Origin of the sequence: Porphyromonas gingivalis ATCC 33277 (genome assembly GCF_000010505.1) — a bacterium.
GTDB lineage: Bacteria > Bacteroidota > Bacteroidia > Bacteroidales > Porphyromonadaceae > Porphyromonas > Porphyromonas gingivalis.
Map to the genome: position 1 here is coordinate 2,141,247 of NC_010729.1, position 18,874 is coordinate 2,160,120.

Annotated in this window: 19 protein-coding genes; 3 read left to right on the plus strand and 16 right to left on the minus strand. The window is 44.6% G+C overall.

Translation table 11 applies throughout. The features are described from left to right. Positions 1 to 75: 75 nt before the first annotated feature. The 3 genes from PGN_RS09105 to PGN_RS12485 all read right to left on the minus strand — a co-directional run bounded on the left by PGN_RS09105 (position 76) and on the right by PGN_RS12485 (position 4,094). Entirely contained in the window at positions 76 to 2,481 is a 2,406-nt protein-coding gene (locus PGN_RS09105) for an efflux RND transporter permease subunit (protein ID WP_012457904.1), read from the minus strand. A gap of 40 nt (positions 2,482 to 2,521) precedes the next feature. Further along, positions 2,522 to 3,121, minus strand: coding sequence for a TetR/AcrR family transcriptional regulator (locus PGN_RS09110; RefSeq protein ID WP_005874459.1), 600 nt, complete (start codon positions 3,119 to 3,121; stop codon positions 2,522 to 2,524). A gap of 664 nt (positions 3,122 to 3,785) precedes the next feature. Next, entirely contained in the window at positions 3,786 to 4,094 is a 309-nt protein-coding gene (locus PGN_RS12485; RefSeq protein ID WP_407635785.1) for a DUF1661 domain-containing protein, read from the minus strand. Here PGN_RS12485 and PGN_RS12020 point away from each other — a divergent pair. Beyond that, on the plus strand, positions 4,063 to 4,200 hold the full coding sequence (locus tag PGN_RS12020; protein ID WP_230847027.1) for a DUF1661 domain-containing protein: 138 nt from the start codon (positions 4,063 to 4,065) through the stop codon (positions 4,198 to 4,200). The genes PGN_RS12485 and PGN_RS12020 overlap by 32 nt on opposite strands. A gap of 137 nt (positions 4,201 to 4,337) precedes the next feature. After that, positions 4,338 to 5,240 (plus strand): IS982-like element IS195 family transposase, encoded by a 903-nt coding sequence (locus tag PGN_RS09115; protein ID WP_012457902.1) that lies wholly within the window; start codon positions 4,338 to 4,340, stop codon positions 5,238 to 5,240. 471 nt (positions 5,241 to 5,711) lie between these two features. On the opposite strand, the gene cas2 is transcribed toward PGN_RS09115, so the two are convergent. The 13 genes from cas2 to PGN_RS12030 form a co-directional block, all read right to left on the minus strand. Beyond that, complete coding sequence (cas2, locus tag PGN_RS09120; protein WP_012458611.1) at positions 5,712 to 6,002, minus strand: CRISPR-associated endonuclease Cas2; 291 nt, start codon at positions 6,000 to 6,002, stop codon at positions 5,712 to 5,714. 19 nt (positions 6,003 to 6,021) lie between these two features. Next, positions 6,022 to 6,792: a CRISPR-associated endonuclease Cas1 gene (cas1, locus tag PGN_RS09975; protein ID WP_051892367.1), complete on the minus strand. Its 771-nt coding sequence runs from the start codon at positions 6,790 to 6,792 to the stop codon at positions 6,022 to 6,024. Positions 6,793 to 6,983: 191 nt separating this feature from the next. Continuing rightward, complete coding sequence (locus PGN_RS09130; RefSeq protein WP_012458266.1) at positions 6,984 to 8,069, minus strand: IS5 family transposase; 1,086 nt, start codon at positions 8,067 to 8,069, stop codon at positions 6,984 to 6,986. 103 nt (positions 8,070 to 8,172) lie between these two features. Beyond that, positions 8,173 to 10,461, minus strand: coding sequence for a reverse transcriptase domain-containing protein (locus PGN_RS09135; protein WP_012458613.1), 2,289 nt, complete (start codon positions 10,459 to 10,461; stop codon positions 8,173 to 8,175). A gap of 55 nt (positions 10,462 to 10,516) precedes the next feature. Continuing rightward, the gene (gene cmr6 / locus PGN_RS09140; RefSeq protein WP_012458614.1) at positions 10,517 to 11,263 is read right to left on the minus strand and encodes a type III-B CRISPR module RAMP protein Cmr6; all 747 of its coding nucleotides are present in this window, start codon (positions 11,261 to 11,263) and stop codon (positions 10,517 to 10,519) included. Then, positions 11,260 to 11,697, minus strand: coding sequence for a hypothetical protein (locus PGN_RS09145; protein ID WP_012458615.1), 438 nt, complete (start codon positions 11,695 to 11,697; stop codon positions 11,260 to 11,262). Before PGN_RS09145 ends, cmr6 begins: the two co-directional genes overlap by 4 nt. Further along, positions 11,694 to 12,395 (minus strand): type III-B CRISPR module RAMP protein Cmr4, encoded by a 702-nt coding sequence (gene cmr4 / locus PGN_RS09150; RefSeq protein WP_012458616.1) that lies wholly within the window; start codon positions 12,393 to 12,395, stop codon positions 11,694 to 11,696. The genes PGN_RS09145 and cmr4 overlap by 4 nt, the downstream gene beginning before the upstream one ends. Before the next feature lie 13 nt (positions 12,396 to 12,408). Continuing rightward, positions 12,409 to 13,590: a type III-B CRISPR module-associated protein Cmr3 gene (gene cmr3 / locus PGN_RS09155; protein WP_012458617.1), complete on the minus strand. Its 1,182-nt coding sequence runs from the start codon at positions 13,588 to 13,590 to the stop codon at positions 12,409 to 12,411. A gap of 1 nt (position 13,591) precedes the next feature. Continuing rightward, positions 13,592 to 15,214: a type III-B CRISPR-associated protein Cas10/Cmr2 gene (cas10, locus tag PGN_RS09160; protein ID WP_039416600.1), complete on the minus strand. Its 1,623-nt coding sequence runs from the start codon at positions 15,212 to 15,214 to the stop codon at positions 13,592 to 13,594. Then, on the minus strand, positions 15,177 to 16,421 hold the full coding sequence (locus PGN_RS12025) for a hypothetical protein (protein WP_012458619.1): 1,245 nt from the start codon (positions 16,419 to 16,421) through the stop codon (positions 15,177 to 15,179). The genes cas10 and PGN_RS12025 overlap by 38 nt, the downstream gene beginning before the upstream one ends. Positions 16,422 to 16,436: 15 nt before the next feature. Beyond that, positions 16,437 to 16,673 (minus strand): hypothetical protein, encoded by a 237-nt coding sequence (locus PGN_RS09170; protein WP_012458620.1) that lies wholly within the window; start codon positions 16,671 to 16,673, stop codon positions 16,437 to 16,439. Position 16,674: 1 nt separating this feature from the next. Next, on the minus strand, positions 16,675 to 18,258 hold the full coding sequence (locus PGN_RS09175; RefSeq protein ID WP_012458621.1) for a hypothetical protein: 1,584 nt from the start codon (positions 18,256 to 18,258) through the stop codon (positions 16,675 to 16,677). A gap of 305 nt (positions 18,259 to 18,563) precedes the next feature. Further along, positions 18,564 to 18,725: a DUF1661 domain-containing protein gene (locus tag PGN_RS12030; protein ID WP_353558838.1), complete on the minus strand. Its 162-nt coding sequence runs from the start codon at positions 18,723 to 18,725 to the stop codon at positions 18,564 to 18,566. Between PGN_RS12030 and PGN_RS11400 the strand changes: the two genes are divergently transcribed. Then, positions 18,706 to 18,798, plus strand: coding sequence for a DUF1661 domain-containing protein (locus PGN_RS11400; RefSeq protein WP_130262605.1), 93 nt, complete (start codon positions 18,706 to 18,708; stop codon positions 18,796 to 18,798). The genes PGN_RS12030 and PGN_RS11400 overlap by 20 nt on opposite strands. Positions 18,799 to 18,874: the final 76 nt, after the last annotated feature.

Sequence of the window (18,874 nt, forward strand, 5' to 3'; positions counted from 1 at the left end):
TTTTCTGTTTTTGTTAGCTGTTCTATATTTAGTCTTCCCCATCTTTCAGGAAGGCAAAAATGTACAGGCATATGCCTAATCGGTAACCGTGTTCGGGAGAGATTGGTCTGCCGTCTTTTTTGAAACCGATACGGCAAAATCTTCTTTCCCGAATATTCGGAATCGTCGGAACAGGAGTGGCGTGATGCAGAGGTCTGCCAAAAGGGCTGTGAACATCCCTGCAACCGAGAGAATACCCATGTGTACGAAAGAGTGCCCCTTGGAAATGGTGTAAGCAGCAAAGTTGGCCGAGACGATCAGACTCGTGAGCACGATAGGTGTCCCAACGATCCGGAACGACTTGAGGACGGCTCCACGGTAATTACGCTGGCGGTCGAACTCCAAGTGCCCATGATTGAAGAAGTGAATGGTATCATCCACAGCCAAACCCAATATCATAGGCATGATCGTAGCAGTCATCATATCGAGCGGATAGTCCAGAATACCCATCAGACCTCCCACTACAATGGCAGGCATGATATTAGGGATAAGGCCTATCAGCCCTACACGAACACTACCGAAAACGACCATCATCAGCAGTCCGATGACAAGCAGAGAAAGGAGGAAAGAGGAAATCTGTCCACGCACCACATACTGCATCATCGTGGTGAACTGTGGCAGACTGCCCACCGGTGTAATCTCTGCTTCGGGGAAAAGCTTACGGGCATAATCGGTAATATCCTGCAATTCCCACTCGGCCTCACCCGAATTGTAAGAGGTCATTTCCACTTTCAGGCGCAGCCGTCTGTATTCGTAGTCTATCCAGCTTTCGGCCTCACTCCCCCCTGCATTCTCATATAGGAGGAGCTGCTGTGCCACCTCCTCCGCATCGCCGGGAATGCTATAGTATGCCTGATCCCCATCGTGCAAGGTCTGGTTCAGATCCTTGAGGATATTCAATATCGAAGTGGTACGCTTGGTAAGGGAATATGCCTCTGCATGGCGAGCGATGCTGTCGAGAGCACGAAGTGCTTCGGGGGTCTTGGCCTTTCCCTCCTCTCCCAAATCGATCATAATATCATAGGAATAAAGAGAACCCAATTCGCTTTCGCTCACGGCAAGGATATTGCTGACGTATTCTATCCGTCGCCCCATTGTTCTTTCAATGTCGAATGCCGTCTCCATTTTCAAGAATCCAAAGATCATCACCACTGTCATAAGGATAAAAGCACCCCAGACGGACTTCTCATGATCCAACACCCAGGCACCGAAGGCTTCGAGCCATCGATCCAGCCGATGCTTTCCTTCTTTTCGCACTGATGCTTTCGGCTGATGGTCTTTGCCGAAACTCAAGGTAGTCGGCATCACCGTAATGGCGATCATAAAGGAGAAGAGGACACTGGCAGAAGTGGCGATACCGATAAAGTGCATCGGTACGACGGGAATAGCCAGAAAAGAAAGCAAAGCAACAAAAGTGGTGAGAGCACTGAATAGCACCGGCCAACCGGTCTCCTCAATGGTCTCCACCGCAGCCTGTTTGCGCTTGCCGTGTATCATCATCTGCCGTCGGAAGTAGGAATGAATATGGATATTGTACGCCACGGCTACAGCAAAGGCCAAGAGCATCGGTATCATCATCATACCACTGTCGATACCCAATCGAAAATATCCCGTCAGGCCATATGCCATGACGATAGAGGACAATGCCGTGACGATGGGTACCACCACACCGCGGAAAGAACGGGTTGATATTGCCAGCACAATAATGGCCAACAAAATGGCAATGCCCATCACCATGGGTAACTCTCTGTTTACCCAAGCTATCTTCCGATCCGTCATATAGGGCATACCGGCTCCTTTGGGATGCAGTGCGGCATACTCCGGCTTACGGATGATGTTTTCCAATTCGCGTCCTACCACCATTTCAGGAGCAACGGCACCTTTCCCTTTGTTCCAAACAGAATCGCTCGGGAAGGGATTCAGCTTCAAGAGTATCCATGTAAGGGTACCATCCTTGGACACCAGACGATCGGCGATATAAGGTTTGAGAAAAGCCTTGCGCCGGATCTCCGCCAATCCGGCTGAATCGGAAGGAATCTCTTCCGGTACGATCTGCTCGATGGCCATCCCCTCCTCATTTCCGATCATAAACTCTATGTCCGTAAGTGAAGTAATCTTTTCGGCATAGGAAATACTGTCGAGCATCTCGTTGGAAAGACGACGGATCAGCTCCAGATTTTCTTTCGTGAAGGTATTGTCACAGTCGGTCAATACAGCAGCATAGTTATCATTGCCGAAAACGGATTTGAACTCCTCCGTCTTGATGATCATAGGATCGTCCTCGAGAAAATAGTCCTCCCAAGAGGTTTTGATACTAAGGAAACGCAATCCATTGAATCCAAGAAGGAGAAAAAAGAAAAAACCTCCCAATACAATCCAACGCTTGCGGATAATCCATTCGCCACGATGGCGAAACCACCTGTTAATGCGTTCTATTTTCATTGCTTTGTCTCGTTTGTGTTTTCTGTATTCCGTATTATAGTCATATCTGCATCAGTGCTCGCCAGCCGGCCGTACCGAAAGCGATATATTCGGACAGACCTTGATTTATCTCCTCCTCGGTATGAATCTCATTTGTTATTATCTCGATGAAAACATTGACCCACCACGCGGCCCCCAATCGGATAAAGAAGGGGCTTACCTCGGTGTTGGCATGTGGGTATTTTTCTTTGAAGAGCTGCAGATAGTTTTCGCCGGATCGTATTTGTCTGCTGATGACCTGATCCTTGAAGTGCTCCAACGACGAGCCCCCGGACTGCAAGAGCAGGAGCTTCAGCTCAGCCCGAAACTGCCGGGCAAACTGCATGAACTCCTTTGTCGTCTCTTCGCGGAACTTTTCAGGCATGAGCATATAGACGTCCATATTGTGCTCACTGTTGTGACCTTCCATTATCCGCCCGAATTCATCCAAGAGAGGTTGAAGCACAGCCCTGAAGAGGCTGTCCTTGTGCTCGAAGTAGTTGTATATATTGCTCACGGCTACTCCCGATTCGCGAGCGATGGTTCGGAGAGAAGCATCTCGGAAACCATTGACCATAAATTCCTCTCGTGCAGCTCGCAAGATTCTGGCACGAGCATCCATCTCGTTTTTTGTCCTCGTCAATTTGATCTCATTATTGGTACATGACAAAGGAACAAAGCCTGAACAGTGTTCACAATCCCGTTTTTTAGGTAAAATCGAGCATGAAAGCGGCTGAAAGCTAACAACAAATCGGCAAAACGGCTGTTCATACCGATCTGTACACCAATCATTTCTGATGTGTACGGGAAAAAAGTTGATACTCAGAAAGGTCAAAAAATCAGTAATCGTGTCGAAACATTTGACCGATTCCGAGCGTCTTCACATTTTGAGACTGTTGCACAATAACCTCCCCCCTCTCTCATATCGATCAAGACAGACACAAGCATTGATTTGACGAAGAAAGGAGAGCTTCATGCGGTCTCTCTGCAAACCTCAAGTAATCTGAAAAACACTTAAGAATCAGCTCTGCGGCAAAAGACTTCAATGAAAGTCCTATAAAATAACGCCAGTTCGATCTAAGCGAACATACCATAAAAATAACAAGTAGCTGTAAATCATACTCTTTTGTGATTCTCCGGCTGCATAATGATCGGGAAGAAGGGGCGGCTTCTAAGTCATTGGGTTTCAGATGTAGATAAAAAGCCATCTGAAAGCAATATAAGTGCCTGAAAAACACTGTGTGGAAAATAAAACACACTAATAACCAATGTGTTGTGCCATTTCTTTATATCGAACTCACGTTAAGAAAAGACCAATGGTCATATCGCAAAAATGCCGTACAATGGTCTCTAATAAGCCCCTGGGCGATGTTGTACTTCTTCTCGATGGCATACTTGCTCCGGGGCTGCCGAGGTATTCTTCCACAATGTGAAGACGCTCGGAATCGGTCAAATGTTTCGACATGATTACTGTTTTTTTTGACCTCTCCGATTCCGTACACGTCAGTTCGTAAAAATGGCGGTTTAGCGTTTGGAAAAACGTGGCTCGGGAATTTTTTCGTTTTGGTTCGGGAAGTAAAAATTTTACGCGCCACAACGGAAAAATTCTCGCTCGTGAATCTCAGAAAACTCGAACCGCATTCCGGCCAATTCCGGAACCAAATTCGTGAGGAATCTGCTTACAACGTCAGTTCGACGTAAGAAAACGCCAATGGATTTGTTTTCTGATTAGTGGTAAACGCCCAAAGAACGTGGGCATTATGCTTGAAAAAGTAGCGAATTATTTGTATCTTAGCAGTTGATAATCAATAAGATACGAACAAACAAAACGCTACTTTATGAAGACAAATATAGTTGATGTTTTTTGCATCATAGATGATTTCTCCAAGCTTTTTGATGAAACAATCAAGAAAAAGACCCTCGAAGAGGAAGACAAAAAACGCAGGAATAGAAAGTTTAAGATGTCGGACAGTGAGGTCATGACCATCCTGATCCTGTTTCATCTGTCAAGATACCGAGATTTGAAAGCTTTTTATCTTCAATACATCACCCACTCGTGTCGATCCGAGTTCCCACATCTTGTCTCTTATAATCGCTTTGTGGAGCTGCAAAGCAGGGTAGGTTTCAAGCTGATAGCATTTCTCAATATGTGTTGTTTGGGTCAATGTACAGGCATCTCTTTCATCGATTCCACCCCATTGAAGGCTTGTCATATCAAACGAGCTCATGGGCATAGGACAATGAGGGGATGGGCTCAAAAAGGCAAAAGCACCATGGGTTGGTTTTATGGATTCAAGCTACATATTGTTATCAACGACAGGGGTGAAATCATCAACTATCAAATCACACCGGGCAATTGTGATGACAGAGAACCTCTGAAAGACGGAACATTCACCAAGAATCTTTTTGGCAAACTCATTGCCGATAGAGGCTACATTTCCCAAAACCTTTTTGACCGGCTCTTTGTCGATGACATCCACATGATAACCAAAATCAAAAAGAACATGAAGAACTCCCTGATGCATCTATATGACAAAGTTTTATTGAGAAAGAGAGCCCTGATCGAAACAGTCAATGATATGCTCAAAAATGTCTGTCAGATAGAGCACACGAGACATCGCAGTGTCAACAATTTTGTCACCAACCTGATCTCCGGTATCATCGCTTACAACATCCTGCCTAAAAAGCCTGAACTCAATATTGAAATCATCAGAAACCCAAACTTTCCTATTTGTGCTTAGATCGAACTGACGTTAATAACAGTATTGTTTATTGTCTTAATAGCCTTACGGACTGTGTATGTATAGTGAGTACTTGAGCGACTGCAAGTTACGAATAATCCCAAACGTAACGCATTGGCAGAGAACGATTCTATTTTTTTCGAAAATACAAGTTGAGAAATGCAGCTACAACACTATTTTTGCAGTTGAGCTGATTATATCTCATTGATATACAATGAGATTACCTGATTTTCTGTTTTCGAAAATAAGAAAGAGGGAGCCTTCGTTTTTTAGATTTTCGAAAAATAGAGAAAGACACCGTTTGATAATCAAACACTTACAAATAGCGAAAAGCCTCTATTTTTCGAAAATAAAAGTCCCAATTCTCCTTTTCTCCTATTTTCGAAAAACAGGAGAAAAGAGTTGTTCTTGCAACCGACTGATAATCAATACGTCAAAGAGCGATGTGAGGTTCGATTTTTTTCGAAAAAACTAAACCACAATACTTTTCCTTTTTCTCCGGCTCTTAGGGAGGGTCGGATGTCCGCTCATCCAAGCAGCGGTGTAACAATGCTGACAGAGAGGAAGAAAAAACACCTTGTCTCTCTTGGCTGTCTCTGAGGTAACAGCCTCTACCAACTTGTCCATTGTCAGCTCTCGCAGGCTGCAGATGAATACCGACTTATTGATGCGTATACCGCACTGCTCCAATATCCGTGCAACCTTACGTCTTCGCCTGTTGGAGGATATGTCGTACGCAACCAGCAGTTTTTTGTCATTCATAGCTTTTCCCGCTCTCGGTCTACCATTTAGGGGTATAGAATTTGATGCGCTTCACCTTGCCACAGCAAAAAGCTCTCACATCTTTGGTTTGCAACTTCATAATATCGGAGAAAAGCTTTTCCCCGGATCGATAGTATTCGGTAGCAAACCAGCGTTCGTTTATCTTCGATATAATGCGACTGCGTGTAGGCATATCCAACAGCCCTTTGTTATTCTGCCCCACATCTTCCCCCTTGGCCAGTAGGGCCAGGATGCTCCTATCGACGACAAAGGCCCGGTATTGCTCCATGAGATCGAAACACAGGGCCGGTTTATTGTCTTGCGTGCTGTGCAGGATACCGATATTCGGGTTGAGCTGCCAAAGGTCTATTGTCTTCATCACATAGCTCCGGAGGATAGCGTAGCCATAGTTTAGCATCTGATTGACCAATCCCTCGGCTCCCTTATGCTCTCTCCCTTCAAATTCATGCCCGGAGCGATGCACCAGCAGGGCAAATGCCCTCCAATAGACTTGTGCGCAGCGGGCTTCATGAAGCATGGCATGCTGTCGGAAGTCCGCAAGGGAGTTGCCCTCCGCTATGGGTATACCTTCCAGCTGCTTTAGCTCGGCGATAGCGTTGGAGAGAGGCTCTTTCAGCTCTTTGTCATGGCGATAATACTTATGGTAGTAGCGCAGGAGTTTGCCCTGATTGCGAACCTTGTTCTTGATAAGAGTAAGGATGAACTCTCGCTTTTTCTCTTCGCTCAGGCGCATCTGGGCCTCCATCACGGAAGGCAAGATGGTATTCATGCCGTTGAGAGAGGCATAGGCCTGGCCCGTTGCATTGTAGAATGAGACCTTTGAAAAATAAGGAGATGGAGGGAAGAGGAGTTCTTGGCATAAAAGGAGCGAGTGAAAGGGGTGGCAGTAAGGAGTGAAAGTAGTTGTAAATCCCCCCTTTGAGGAGCTACTTGTACGAGCTCCTCAAGGGTGGTTATGCCTTATCCTACGGATGAGGACATAATTATCCCCGGGGTTCTGTATAAATTAAAGGCGATGCTTTCAAGAATGTTTTGAGTATGGGTCTTGGCAAGTCCCCGGTATCGACATCGTCCGCCATGAAACCACCGGCGAATACTGCCAAAGGTGCGTTCGATGGTGCTCCGTATCGGACCGATTGCTTTGTTTCGTTGCTTCTCTTCCTCGGTCAATGCCCTGTTGCATTGTGCCTTGTGCATGATGCCGTCTTGAAGGTGATGGGTTTGCAGGTAGGAACGATTTTCCCCGCAAGCATATCCTTTGTCCGCCAAGACGGCTGTGCCTTGAGGTATGTTTGCACCCTCCAATAGCGGAATAAACTCCTTTGTGTCACTGCGGTTCGCTGCTGTCGTTATCACCTTTTGAACAATGCCTTGAACATTGGTCAGACAATGCTTTTTGTATCCGTAGTGATAACGCTTTTGTTTGTACACCCAACGGGCTTCTTCATCCGTCCCTTTACGTTGACGGACAACCTGTTTTTGATAATCCTCCTCTGCCTCTTTTTCCGCCTCGCTCCGATTGTCTTCTCTGTCGTCTGCGACTTCAATCGTAATGCTTCCGTTGGGTTTATGCGGCGTCTCCACAAGGCTTGCATCCACAAGCACCCCTTCCCTGACCGAAATGTGATGGCGGGAAAGTTGTTTGTTAAACTGCGCCAATAGTTTGTCCATGAGACCCAACTCTGTCAGTGCCGAACGAAATCGACTGATGGTGCTGTGGTCGGGAGATACCTCTTCCATCTTCAGCCCCAAGAATCGGGAAAAGGTGATTGAATCATTGATGCGCTCCTCCAAAGCACAATCACTGAGGTTGTACCATGTCTCCAAAAGCAACATCTTGAATAAGAGAATCACGTCATAAGCCGGGGCGCCGATGGCATTTTGTCGCTTCGTGTATTTCTTGTTGATCAGCGTCCTGATCGGACGCCAATCGATAAGCGTGTCAACCTGATTGAGGAAGTCGTTTTGTGCTTTGCGATAACGCTTTGAAAGGAGTGCGTCTGCAAATGTTACATGCTCATCGGTATTCTTGGATTGGTATGCCATGGGAGGAATATTATGCTGTTTTTAATGCTCAAATATACAAAATAACTCCCTATTATACAATGAATTAATAAACAAAATACACACCAATCGCCGTGCAAAGGTCTCAGAATATGACTCTGATATTCTTCTTTCTGCAATATTTGGTGACATTACTGCTGAGAGAGACACCGTCACTGATGATGCTGATCTGCTCTATCTGTGCAGCAGGTTGTTTGCAGATTGTCTTCCCGTACTTCCTTACGAGCACATGGTTGCGACTGATACCGATGAAAGCTCCGGGCTCGGTAACTACCAAATCGAATATCTCTCCCCTCTCTTGCAATTGTCTTTTTTGCTGCTCACGCAGGATTTCGCTCTCTTTCTTTATCGGGAAATTGTCTGCACTTGAGACCTCTGTCTGCCGCATAGCCTCTCGAAGAGTCTGTTTGGCCGTTTCCGAAGAGAGAAAGCCCAGCCGTAGAAGATTGTCCTTGGCACTTTTCCGAGCCTCGGAGGTCGGTAATGATGCGATGTAAGTGGCATAGACAGTGGCGGCAACTTCGTCAATAGCCTCTATGTCCACCTTTTCGAGCAGTTTGCGGTAGTACTGCTCCATGCCATGGATTGTCTCCGAGAGAGCTGAGAAGTTTTCGGTGTCGCGATGGAGCGCGAGTGTGATCTTGCGTTTGAGTCCCTCCTTCTTATCTTGGCTCATACTCCTTGAGCCATCTGCACAGAACGTAATACCGAGGAAACTGAAAGAGCTTTTTATGCTCGATACCACAAAGTCCCTATTCAGCTTCAGCCCTTTGCGGTATTTCAAATGTTCGCTCAGGTCTTGGAGAGCATTTAGCGGATCTACTTTCTCCGGCAAGAAGAGTAGCAGGTCGTCGGCATAGCGGATAAATTCGGTTGTTATATGCCCGGCAATGTAGCGATCCGTGTCTTCCAAGTAGAGGTTGGAAAGCAGAGGGGCCAGAGGGCTTCCCTGTGGGATGCCGGAGGATGCCGGAGCATACTGCTGCTTCCGGTCCACGACTCCGGACTTCATCCAGAGGCTCAACATACGGGTAAGGAGGGGATCTTCGGTTGTTCTTTGGACTTTCTGCAATAGAGAGGGGACAGGGATAGAATCGAAGAAGTTGTCAATATCGCAACGCACCACTGTGTAGTTCTCATCCAAAGAATCCAGCAGATGCTGCACTCTACGAACGGCAGCCACAGCTCCCTTCCCCTTGCGATAGGCATAGCTCTGTGCAATGGATAAAGACTCGGTGATCGGATAGAGTATGCCGGCAAGGCTTCTCTGCAAGTGGAGATCCACTGCCGAAGGGATATGTAGCTGTCGGTAAGAGCCATCCCCCTTGGGTATGTTCACAGAGTGATAGGGCTGCGGTATATAGCTGCAAATACGTAGGGCTTCCAACAAATCTTGTCGCTCCGCTTCTGCCATGGGAAGGTCACGATCCGCAGCCAGCGAAGAGAGCCACTTACGATACAAGGTATCGTTGCCCGGAGTGCTCTCTATCTGACCATTCCCCACGATTGTATGATTGCCTATATGCACCCAATGCGCCATCGAGAGCATAAGGGCTGCTACGGGATCGTAGGGAACACGATAGAAGAGCTGACCCAATATGCCGGACATGTCGTACTGTCTGTTTTCCTTGATAGTCGCCTTGCGTGGCATACTTATCTGGGAGTAAATCAGCCCATCATGGTCGGGGAAAATATATCGCTCCACAGACGTCTCTCCCCTGCTCAGGTATTGCGTATATAGCTCATACAGACGCCGTGAGAGTCTATTCATCAGACGCGAGTAGGGTATTTCAGCGGACAGTATTTGATCTACCTTGATACTGGCCGGAGACAGAAAGCGTACAGAGAGGATTTCACCCCAACGGATTGCTTGCCGAGAGAAGAAGTCTACCGTAAGTGCTGCATCCTCTACCCTTAGCCCGGACTCGTATTTCTCTGTCGTGGGATTGTACAAGCGGTAGGAGTCGTATGTGAGATCATTTTCTCGAAAGAAGTTGTACGCCTGCCATTCCGGAAGGAAAGAGAGGAAGTCTCCGACCAGTAGAGGATCTCTCGTTACGACGGTAATATACAGATCCAAGGCTTCGCCTGCCTCCAGAGACTTCCGAGAGGGTTTGTCGGCTCGAATGATCAGACGCGAGGTGTTGCCCGGTCCCTTGCTTTCGTCCGTGTCTTCCTCTTGTGGCTTGAATATCTGCCCATAGAGGTAGGCGTATTGCTCACTATTTTTGAGGGCATTGCCCAATGCAAACCGAGGCATGAAATACCATTTGCGTTCGAAAGCGATAGCACGTTCGGCTCTGAAACGAACGCTAAAATGGTAGGCGGTGAAGTCCGATAAAAAGATCGGCAACGAATCTGTGGAGAGTGGCATACAAAACTCTTTGCTGAGGAAAAACGACCCAATGGAGAGGCAACCTGCCGTAATTCTACTTCTCTGGTTCTACAAATTGCCCATAGCCGACATTGGTCTTGGCCCCGAGACCAAAAGTGCAGATAATAGCTTTGAAGAGGTCTTCCTTAAAATCTGCTTTTAATCCGTTATCATTATTTCTAAGGATAAAGCGAAACTGATAGGTTACACCCGGATTGACTCTCAAGAAACGTACAGGATTAGGGTTTTGCAGAGGTGTAGGATGGTGCGTGATATAGTCCTCTCCAAAGAGTTTGTTATCTGCTTTTATCGGGATAGCATCGAGGAATATGTCTCTGTCATAAATGGAATATTCTTTTCCTACAAATACTTTCTCAATAATTTCTTCACGTGTAACTCCATTGTTGAGCTCATAATCTGCAAGAAAGTCCCACTCTTCGATGGCAGAGCGTAGCATCCCTTTGATAGAAGAACCGGGGATAACGGGCAAACCCGATGTATAATCAAAGTACATCCCAAGGTTATAAACCTCCGGTGCGTCATCTTCCTTCGGCTCGTTCTTAGGGTTGTTTATCTCGTGGTGATAGCCCACACCACAGAGCAACCCCGGATAGCAGGTCTTCAGCTCGAAGCTCGTTACATCCTCAATATCATTTTCCTTGTCGTAGGGAGGGAGAGTAGCTCCCTTTATTAGTTTATCGTTCTTCCCTTTATTGAACGTGGAGAAGTTGGTTACAATGCCCTTGCTGTCGAGATTTATCGTATCGAAATACTCTCGATAATACCAGTGTCCGAAATTCATTGCGCACCTCCTTTTTGTTGTTCTGTATTGCCTGTTTCAGACTCTTTGGCAACAAAAGTCCTAAGCGCCAGCTTGAGAGCCACCGCATACTCAAGTATTTTGCGCTCCCACTCCTTTGCTTTGGGCTTTAAGTTTTCTATCCTTCCCCCTTCTTTGCCTATTATAAGTCGGATAATGGCTGTGGAAGATTCATCAGTCATCTTTTCCTCTCCGTCCACTGCCATATAGTATAAAGCTCTGAGCCATAGGGCTCGCTCGTCCTTGTTATAGAATATGAGCGTAGGGAGAAGTCCCGACTGAATGATATTAGGACCAAGAGCATTGATATATCCCTCGTGGACTTTCTCGAACTTCTTATCCTTGCCCACAATACCTACTCCTTCAATGGCTTGCATAGCCTTGGGGATCAAATCTTGTATGGTCTTCTTATTCATTTTTTGAAGGGATTTGTAACATTAGCAATCTTGCAAAAACCGTAACCGATAGAGCCATTGGCACCTATTTGGATGACTCCCTCTTGGATTATCTTGTCGAACTTCGCAAAGATCTCTTCATCATCGTAGGATACGAAGAAGACAAAACGGCTCTCGGCAGGTACGACCTCTTCGTACCACAGGTTCTCACTCTTCCCATTGTCCAATTGATTGCGGGCTATGACCGGGAGTTGCTCGAGGGCCTCATTGGATAAATCCTTTTCAATCCCTTCAGGTAACAGATCTTCAATATTCGATGGAGCAGAAAGAAGTTTTGCTAACTCCTTTATAGACTCTTGCAGGGCTTTATTTGTTTTGAGGATGTAAGTGGCACCCTCTTGAGTTGTCTGAACAGGATAGGCTAATAGGTTGGCTTGGAAGAAAGTGAAGTTGCCAACGCTATGCTCTTCTTCATTCTTCTCATTGCCATTATTTTTCTTATCCCTGCTCTGATCTTTTCCAAAAACATAGTTAAGCTCGGCAAAGCCTTGTTTCGAAAAGAACTGTCTCAAAGCTCCTTTGAGGCTGGAGGAGTAGATGCAGGGCATCCCTGTGGTTACATCTCGCTGTACACATTTGTCCACCACTTCGTAGGTGGCATCTCCCTTACCCACATGCATATTGGTAAGGCAATGGATCATATAAGCTGCTGTTTTCATATTCTGATTGTTGTTATTTTTTTGTTTTTGTTGGTTCGATGATGATAGCATGATTGTAGCCGATGGTATGGAAGTTGGGGACTTTCTCGAGGTCCTCACAGAATTGATTTGCTTGCTCTTTAGTATCGAAGTAAAACACGGAACCTCTGGCGTATAGTTCCTTTTGCACACTTAGGGCAGTTGCCGACTCCGTAAGGTACTGTGTCTGCCTCTTGTTCTCCTTGTTGTAGAACTTTCGTGTCCCTACGTGAGTGAGCAAACAGGCAAAGTCTTTCACCTCCGTGCTTGCAAATTTTACCCCCTCGAGGTGCTCAGGCTCAATCATAGCATCGGACAGGAGTACTACAGTATAGTGCTTCTCATCGCTCGTAAGAGTAGAACTCTCAATGGTGAGTTTGAAGGTCTCTTCACTTACCTCCATGAGGAAAGGTTGCCGCTCTCCACCGAGGTAGACGATTCTCCCATCCAACTTTTCGTGTTCGATTGCTTTCTCTGTCTCTAAAACAGTGGCAAAGCAGAAGTCGTGCACTCGTACGGGTGGTTGCTTGCACACCTTGGCCTCTTCGTCCTCTACTACCTTTTTGAAGTTTTTGAAGCGATAGTATCTCTGACAGAAGAAAGCATCATCGTTCGTTGCTCCTTCATAATCTTTGCGTATCCCGATGCGCTCATCTTTTGTGAAGAAGTCCTCTTCGTTAAGGAGCGTATGGCTTTTGGAAGATAGCCAGCAAGACGCCAGCCCTTTCTTGGGTTTGTATTCGCCGAAGATAGGAGGGCATTCATCTTCACAGGAGAGGTGTAAGAGACTGTATGGGGCTTTTTCTTTCTTCTTTTGAAACCGTTTACCCACAGGTAGGAAGTACTCTTCCTTACCCTCATCTTTCTTCTTGTCTATGATAAAGACAGGAGAGAGCGATTGGATAATACCAAACTGCAACTTATCCTTGACAAATGGAGAGAAACTCTGTTTGCCAATCAATTCACCAGCTTTATGTTCATCTTGTATTTTATTATCCTTGAAGATTTCCTCTCCTGCTATTTGCAACAGTTGATAGCGCAAAAGCCCCAACAAGGTGGTTTGCTGTGGAAAGTGGGAGGAGTACACGAAGTAGTTGGCATTGTCATCGCCAAAGGTTTTCTTCTGCCCAAAGAAAAACTTATCCAAAGGCGTAAGTTTAATAAGATAGGTAGACATATTATTTCTCTTTTTTAGCCGTTACAAATTGACAGTAGCGCAAGATGCCGTGCAGTAGTTTCTTTTTGTCTTTCAACTTGCGGGGGGGATCTTCGGAGTGATGCATGGAGTGGATAAACTTCTTCAGGAGGTCGAAAAACACTTCGTTCTCCTTGTGAATCTCTTCGTCGAAAAAGTTGTCAAAGACCGCATTGATACGCTCTTGGTATAGGGTAACCTCGTCGGTGAAAATTGTCTCATACATATCTTCTATCCAATAGATAAGACTGTTGAGCATACTGTCATCTTCCTTAAAAGCTCGTATAAGCTCGGTTGCCTTTTTGTATAGGCCTGTTTCTTGTTTACACTTATCGGTACTATGCTTGCAGGGGAGCAAGAACTCTATCTTCTGCCCACTGTGTTTCTGTATGGATATAGCTACGGTATCTTTCTTCTTTTCCTTTTCCTCTTTCTCTTCCTTTGCTTTCCTCAACATACTATCGGCTATGTCTATTGCCTCAGACATGGGACTCTTGTAGTAAAAGATACTTACGCCGTAAGACATCGAAAGACCTTCGCCTATTTCCTTTTGGATAAATAGGTCATCTATCTCCTTAATAAGGTTGAATACATCCTTTTCGACATTGCCCTCCAATACAGGAGCAAAGAGAAAGAGATCATCTCCTCCGATATAGACAGGTATAGCCTTTGTTTTCTGTATTAACTCATTGGCCACCTCAACAGAGAACTCGAAGAACGATTTTGTAAATCTCGTTAACTCGTTTTCCTTTTCTCCGTTTTCTTTTATTTCCTTTTCCTCGTCTACTTTGAGTTCTTTGATGTATGTCCCAAAGCCATCCCCGTCCGCCTTTATGACTGCCAAATACTTGTAGCAGTTGCGAAACCCTGTCTTTGAGGTCAATTTGCTATAGTCTACCTCTCCGTTTGCATCTTTGGGAGGATTTTGTTCCCATCCCGATACAGCTATCTCTGAAGTGCTGGGGAAAGCTCTATCTTGGGAATAGGCCTTTAAGAAAGGAATATTGGGAGCCTCGATGAACATTTCCATATAATCTTCTTCGGTTTGGGTGGAGGCCTTATTGAACAACTCCTGTGTGTCTAAGTATTTATTGAGTTGCTCCAAAATGCTACAATCGGAGCTAAGCTCCACCGTTATGCTGGAGATAGAGAGATAATTCTCTAAGTACTTGCGAATATCCTCGCCCTTCGAAGCAGCATTGCTATACCGACTTTTTATTTCTTCAAGCTCTCTCTTCCGCTTTTGGTCACTTTCCGTATCTATCTTTCGGGCAATATCATCTTTTTCATCCTGAAAAGCATTCTTGAATTTTTCAGCAAGTTCTCCGAAGATTTCCCTTTTTATTCTTTTGAATTCCTTCTCTTCAAGCTCTCCTTTGGCAAAAAGCCTATCGGGGAATAAGCCTACCTTTTTAGAAATCTCACCCAAAACATCTTTGCCAGCTCGATATGGAGAGAGAATCTCAAAGTTTTCTTTAGGTAGTTTTTCGAGCAATTCTCGCATTATCCAAGAGAAGAGGTAGCTCGCCGTCCAAAAGGACTTCACGCTTCGAGCCTTAGCCAAGGTCTTACCTATTGGCCCTATGGTTATTGCTGTGTATTTCATTGTGCTTTGTAGAAATTGATTTTACCTCTGGTATTGTAGATATTAATTCTCTCAAGGAAAAAGTGTCTTTTAATGGCGTGTAAACATCTTTCTTTTCCTCTCCACATGAAAAAATAAACTTCTTGCCAAATATGTCTTCGTCTATTTCTTTCAGTATTAGAAAAATGGTAGAACCTATTGGTTTATACACAATAGGAGAAGCAAATCGTTCAATATTCTCGTTAGATACTATTACTTGTTGGTTTAATTGTGTAAAATCAAAAAGAGAGTGTAGTCCTAATAAGGCGCGAATATACTTTTGAGTATAATCTTCGTGAGTGCCTGGTTCTATGCGCAAGGATAACAACTTTCTTTCGATAGGTTTTTCCCATTCTATCTTCTTTTTGTTGAAATACTCTCTTATAAGAGAGCGCTTTCGTTTATTTCCTGTTTTTAATTTGTTGTGAAAGGAGTTAATCTTATTGAAGATATCCGATATATCAGAACTATTATGCTTTAAGCAGTATTCTATCCCATAACTCTTCATGATTTCTACTACTTTTTGAGGCGAGGAGTCAATCCTATTTTCTCCGTTGAGACGAAGGCTATAGCTACCAAAGCCTTTGGTTTGCCTTGCACCAAAGTTATGCAACAAGAAAAATGCTTCTAAGTATTTTACTATATATGCTTTTATATCCTTATTATGGATTAACACAATGCCTTTAACGCAACCTTTTTCTAAATGATTTGCCAAACATACGGGACCTTTTGTAGGGTCCTTTATCTTGGCTTCATTAGCAAAATAGGGGGTGTTTGAAAGATTTATTACCCCTTTTTCTCTTGTCCCCTTACCTCTAACATAAGGCAAGAAATACTGCACTTTCGCATCAGGGCTTAGCTTAAAGGAGAGTTTGTAGTTCAAAGCTCCTTCTTGTCCGGGGATGAGACAAAGCTCCAATTTTGCATCCTTATTCCCTTTCTTTTTCTCTTCCTCATACACTCTGCGAGCCTCTTCATCTTTATTTTGAAAGTATTCTATCCCCCTTTCGATAAAGTTTTTTTCTGTTGTCGAAGCAGTTTTCTTTACAAACCTCTTGCCTATCTGTGTCAAGATAAACTTGTCGAGCTTCGGTTTGACCTCGGAGGCGCGCAGCGTTGCCTCTGCATCCCTGGCCTGGAAGTGGATGATGGGCGTATGCTGTTCCAATTCAAATTCTAACTTATACATCGTAGTCTATGCTTCTTATTTAGTATTGTTCTTACAATAAACTTCTATGATTTCTTTGTTTGTCGCGAGCAATGATTTGGCAAAGGAGTTGTTTAGCTCTTTTGCTTTTTCTCGCTCTTGTTCGACCAATCTTTGGTGCTCTAACTCCTCCTTTCTGATTTTGAATTTGCTGTACCATACGATAGCTACGACAATAATTGTAGTAAAGCCCGCAACTGCCAAAGACAGTAAGATTAAAGTTTCTATTTCCATGCTATTTTCTGTATTTGAAATAATGTCTTATTGGGAAGTAGAGGCAGATGGCAAATACTATAAGCGTAATAATATCGCCACCCAATAGCCCCCATGTCGAGGGACAAGGGTCCCCGATATTGAAGAAGCGAGTGATGCATCCTTTTTCGACAAAAGTGTTGATACCTAAAAAGCCAACAAGTAACGTGATAGGCAGGTAGAGGTTGGCAGTTTTGTTGAGTACACCTTGTTCCTCAAGGGTTGTGTAGTTAAAGAGTTCGCCCATCTCTTCGTCGAGAGCTTTAGCATCTTTCTCGATGTTCATATTGCTTTGAAGCATATCGTACATTTCTATGCCTTGTATTTGAGGGGTAACCTCTCGAAAGTAGGTCTCATTAAGAAAGCGGATATAGTTGCCGTACAGCTCTTTGACCTGCTTTTCGGTTTTTCTCTTTGTCTTCTTGTCCAATATCAGTTGTGTGATAGAGGCTATTTCGTTGCTGAAGCGTAGTATGGTGGAGCGTTGCACAAGGCTCAATGTTGCCATTTGGTAGTACATAGTTGTAATATGGTCTCCTATAAGATACCAATCTGAAATACCTACAAGAGAGTCTTTGGTTAGACCGAAGAGAGTGCCACTTCCCGACCATCTTGCATAGGTTGTTCTCCTGACATCCTCCCTTTGTACAGACGTATTAGCCACAGTTTTATCTCCCCCATCTCCAAAAAGATATCGAAACCAAAGGTCTCCAAAGTGTCCCTCTTCGTAGATGTTGTATTCTCTCTTTCTCCTAAAGTTTTTCGGTTTGCTTCTCAACTTTTTGGCATAATAGGGGCTATGGTAGTAGGTTATAAAGAACATCCTATCATCCATAACGGGGGAGATGCGGATGATGTCTTTCCGTTCGCTCTCTTGATGAAACACGAACTTTTGGCACCCATCGTCTTCCGTTCGATCCATCTTGTTGTAACCGAACACCTGACGGATATGGTCGGGGGGGAGAAAGATATTCGTATGACTAATATCCTCTTCGAATTGACGGAAGTCGTCGTCAAAATCCAGCACTCCTAAACTCCCATAAATGCGGTCGGCAAGAAAAGAATCTTTGGCCTTTAATCTGTTCCCTTTTGCCATATATTGAGGGTAGATGCGTCTGCCCGTGTCATTGATGCGGAGTATGTCTTCGAAAGAGGTGTGTTTATCGTTGCGGAGAAAGTAGGCTACCGTTCCCACACCCGTATCGAATACAGATACGGCTATCTTCTCAAGTTGTAGAGAGTAGGTAGTAGAGACTCCATCAATTTTCACAGAGATGTTGTAAGTGCCTTGGGTGTCACTCAATTCATAGTGGTAGACCGAAGGGTTTTCTTTCGTTCCGAAGAGGGCTCTTCGGGCAAAAGGATGAAAATAGGTGTATTCATTGTAGCGCTCTTCCGAAGCTCCTATCTCGAAGTATTGCCTTTTAAGAGGACTGACTGCCGAAAACAGTTTATCAAACTTCTTTATATCTGTCCTCTCGTTATAGGAAGCATACCCTCTCTTTTCGATGTAATCCCACTGAAAAGGAAAAATAAAGATATGCCTACTGTAAGTTTCAGCTTCCATACACTTAATATTTTTTATGAGCAATCTATAAAATGATCGAATTACATCTGTGGTATAGACTTTGGAAATCTCTAACACATATATTATTCTATCAAAACGCAATGAAGATCCCAAAGGGAAGAAGCTCTCTTTGCCTCCATTTATAGGTAAATGAGGCAAAAAAAATTGGCCTGGTTCATTGTTTTTAGAGTTAAGGCCAAATTTAATACAAATAAGTGGACACACTTTTAATTCGATTGATAAAAAGTCGTCCGTGTAAAGGTCGTTATGAAGCAGACTAATATGGGGCTATCCACTAAAAGGTATTATCTCCGGTAAAAGGAGAGCAGGTTAGGCAAATGGCATAATTTTTTTGCAGACAAATCCGCCTCTCCGAAGTTCACAGACCGGAAATGCTCGGATTGCGGAGTGTGTTTTCGGGAAAAGCGGCGCGAGAATTTTTTCGCTGTGGCGCGAGAATTTTTCACTTCCCGAACCAAAACGAAAAAGTTCCCGCGCCACGTTTTTCAGAGCGTGGAAATAGAAAATTATGGCGCGTAAACCCGTCCTTCTCTCTTAATACGATAGCGCACGAAATGATGCGTCTCCACGCGAAATGAACTTTGGGGAGCTTGAT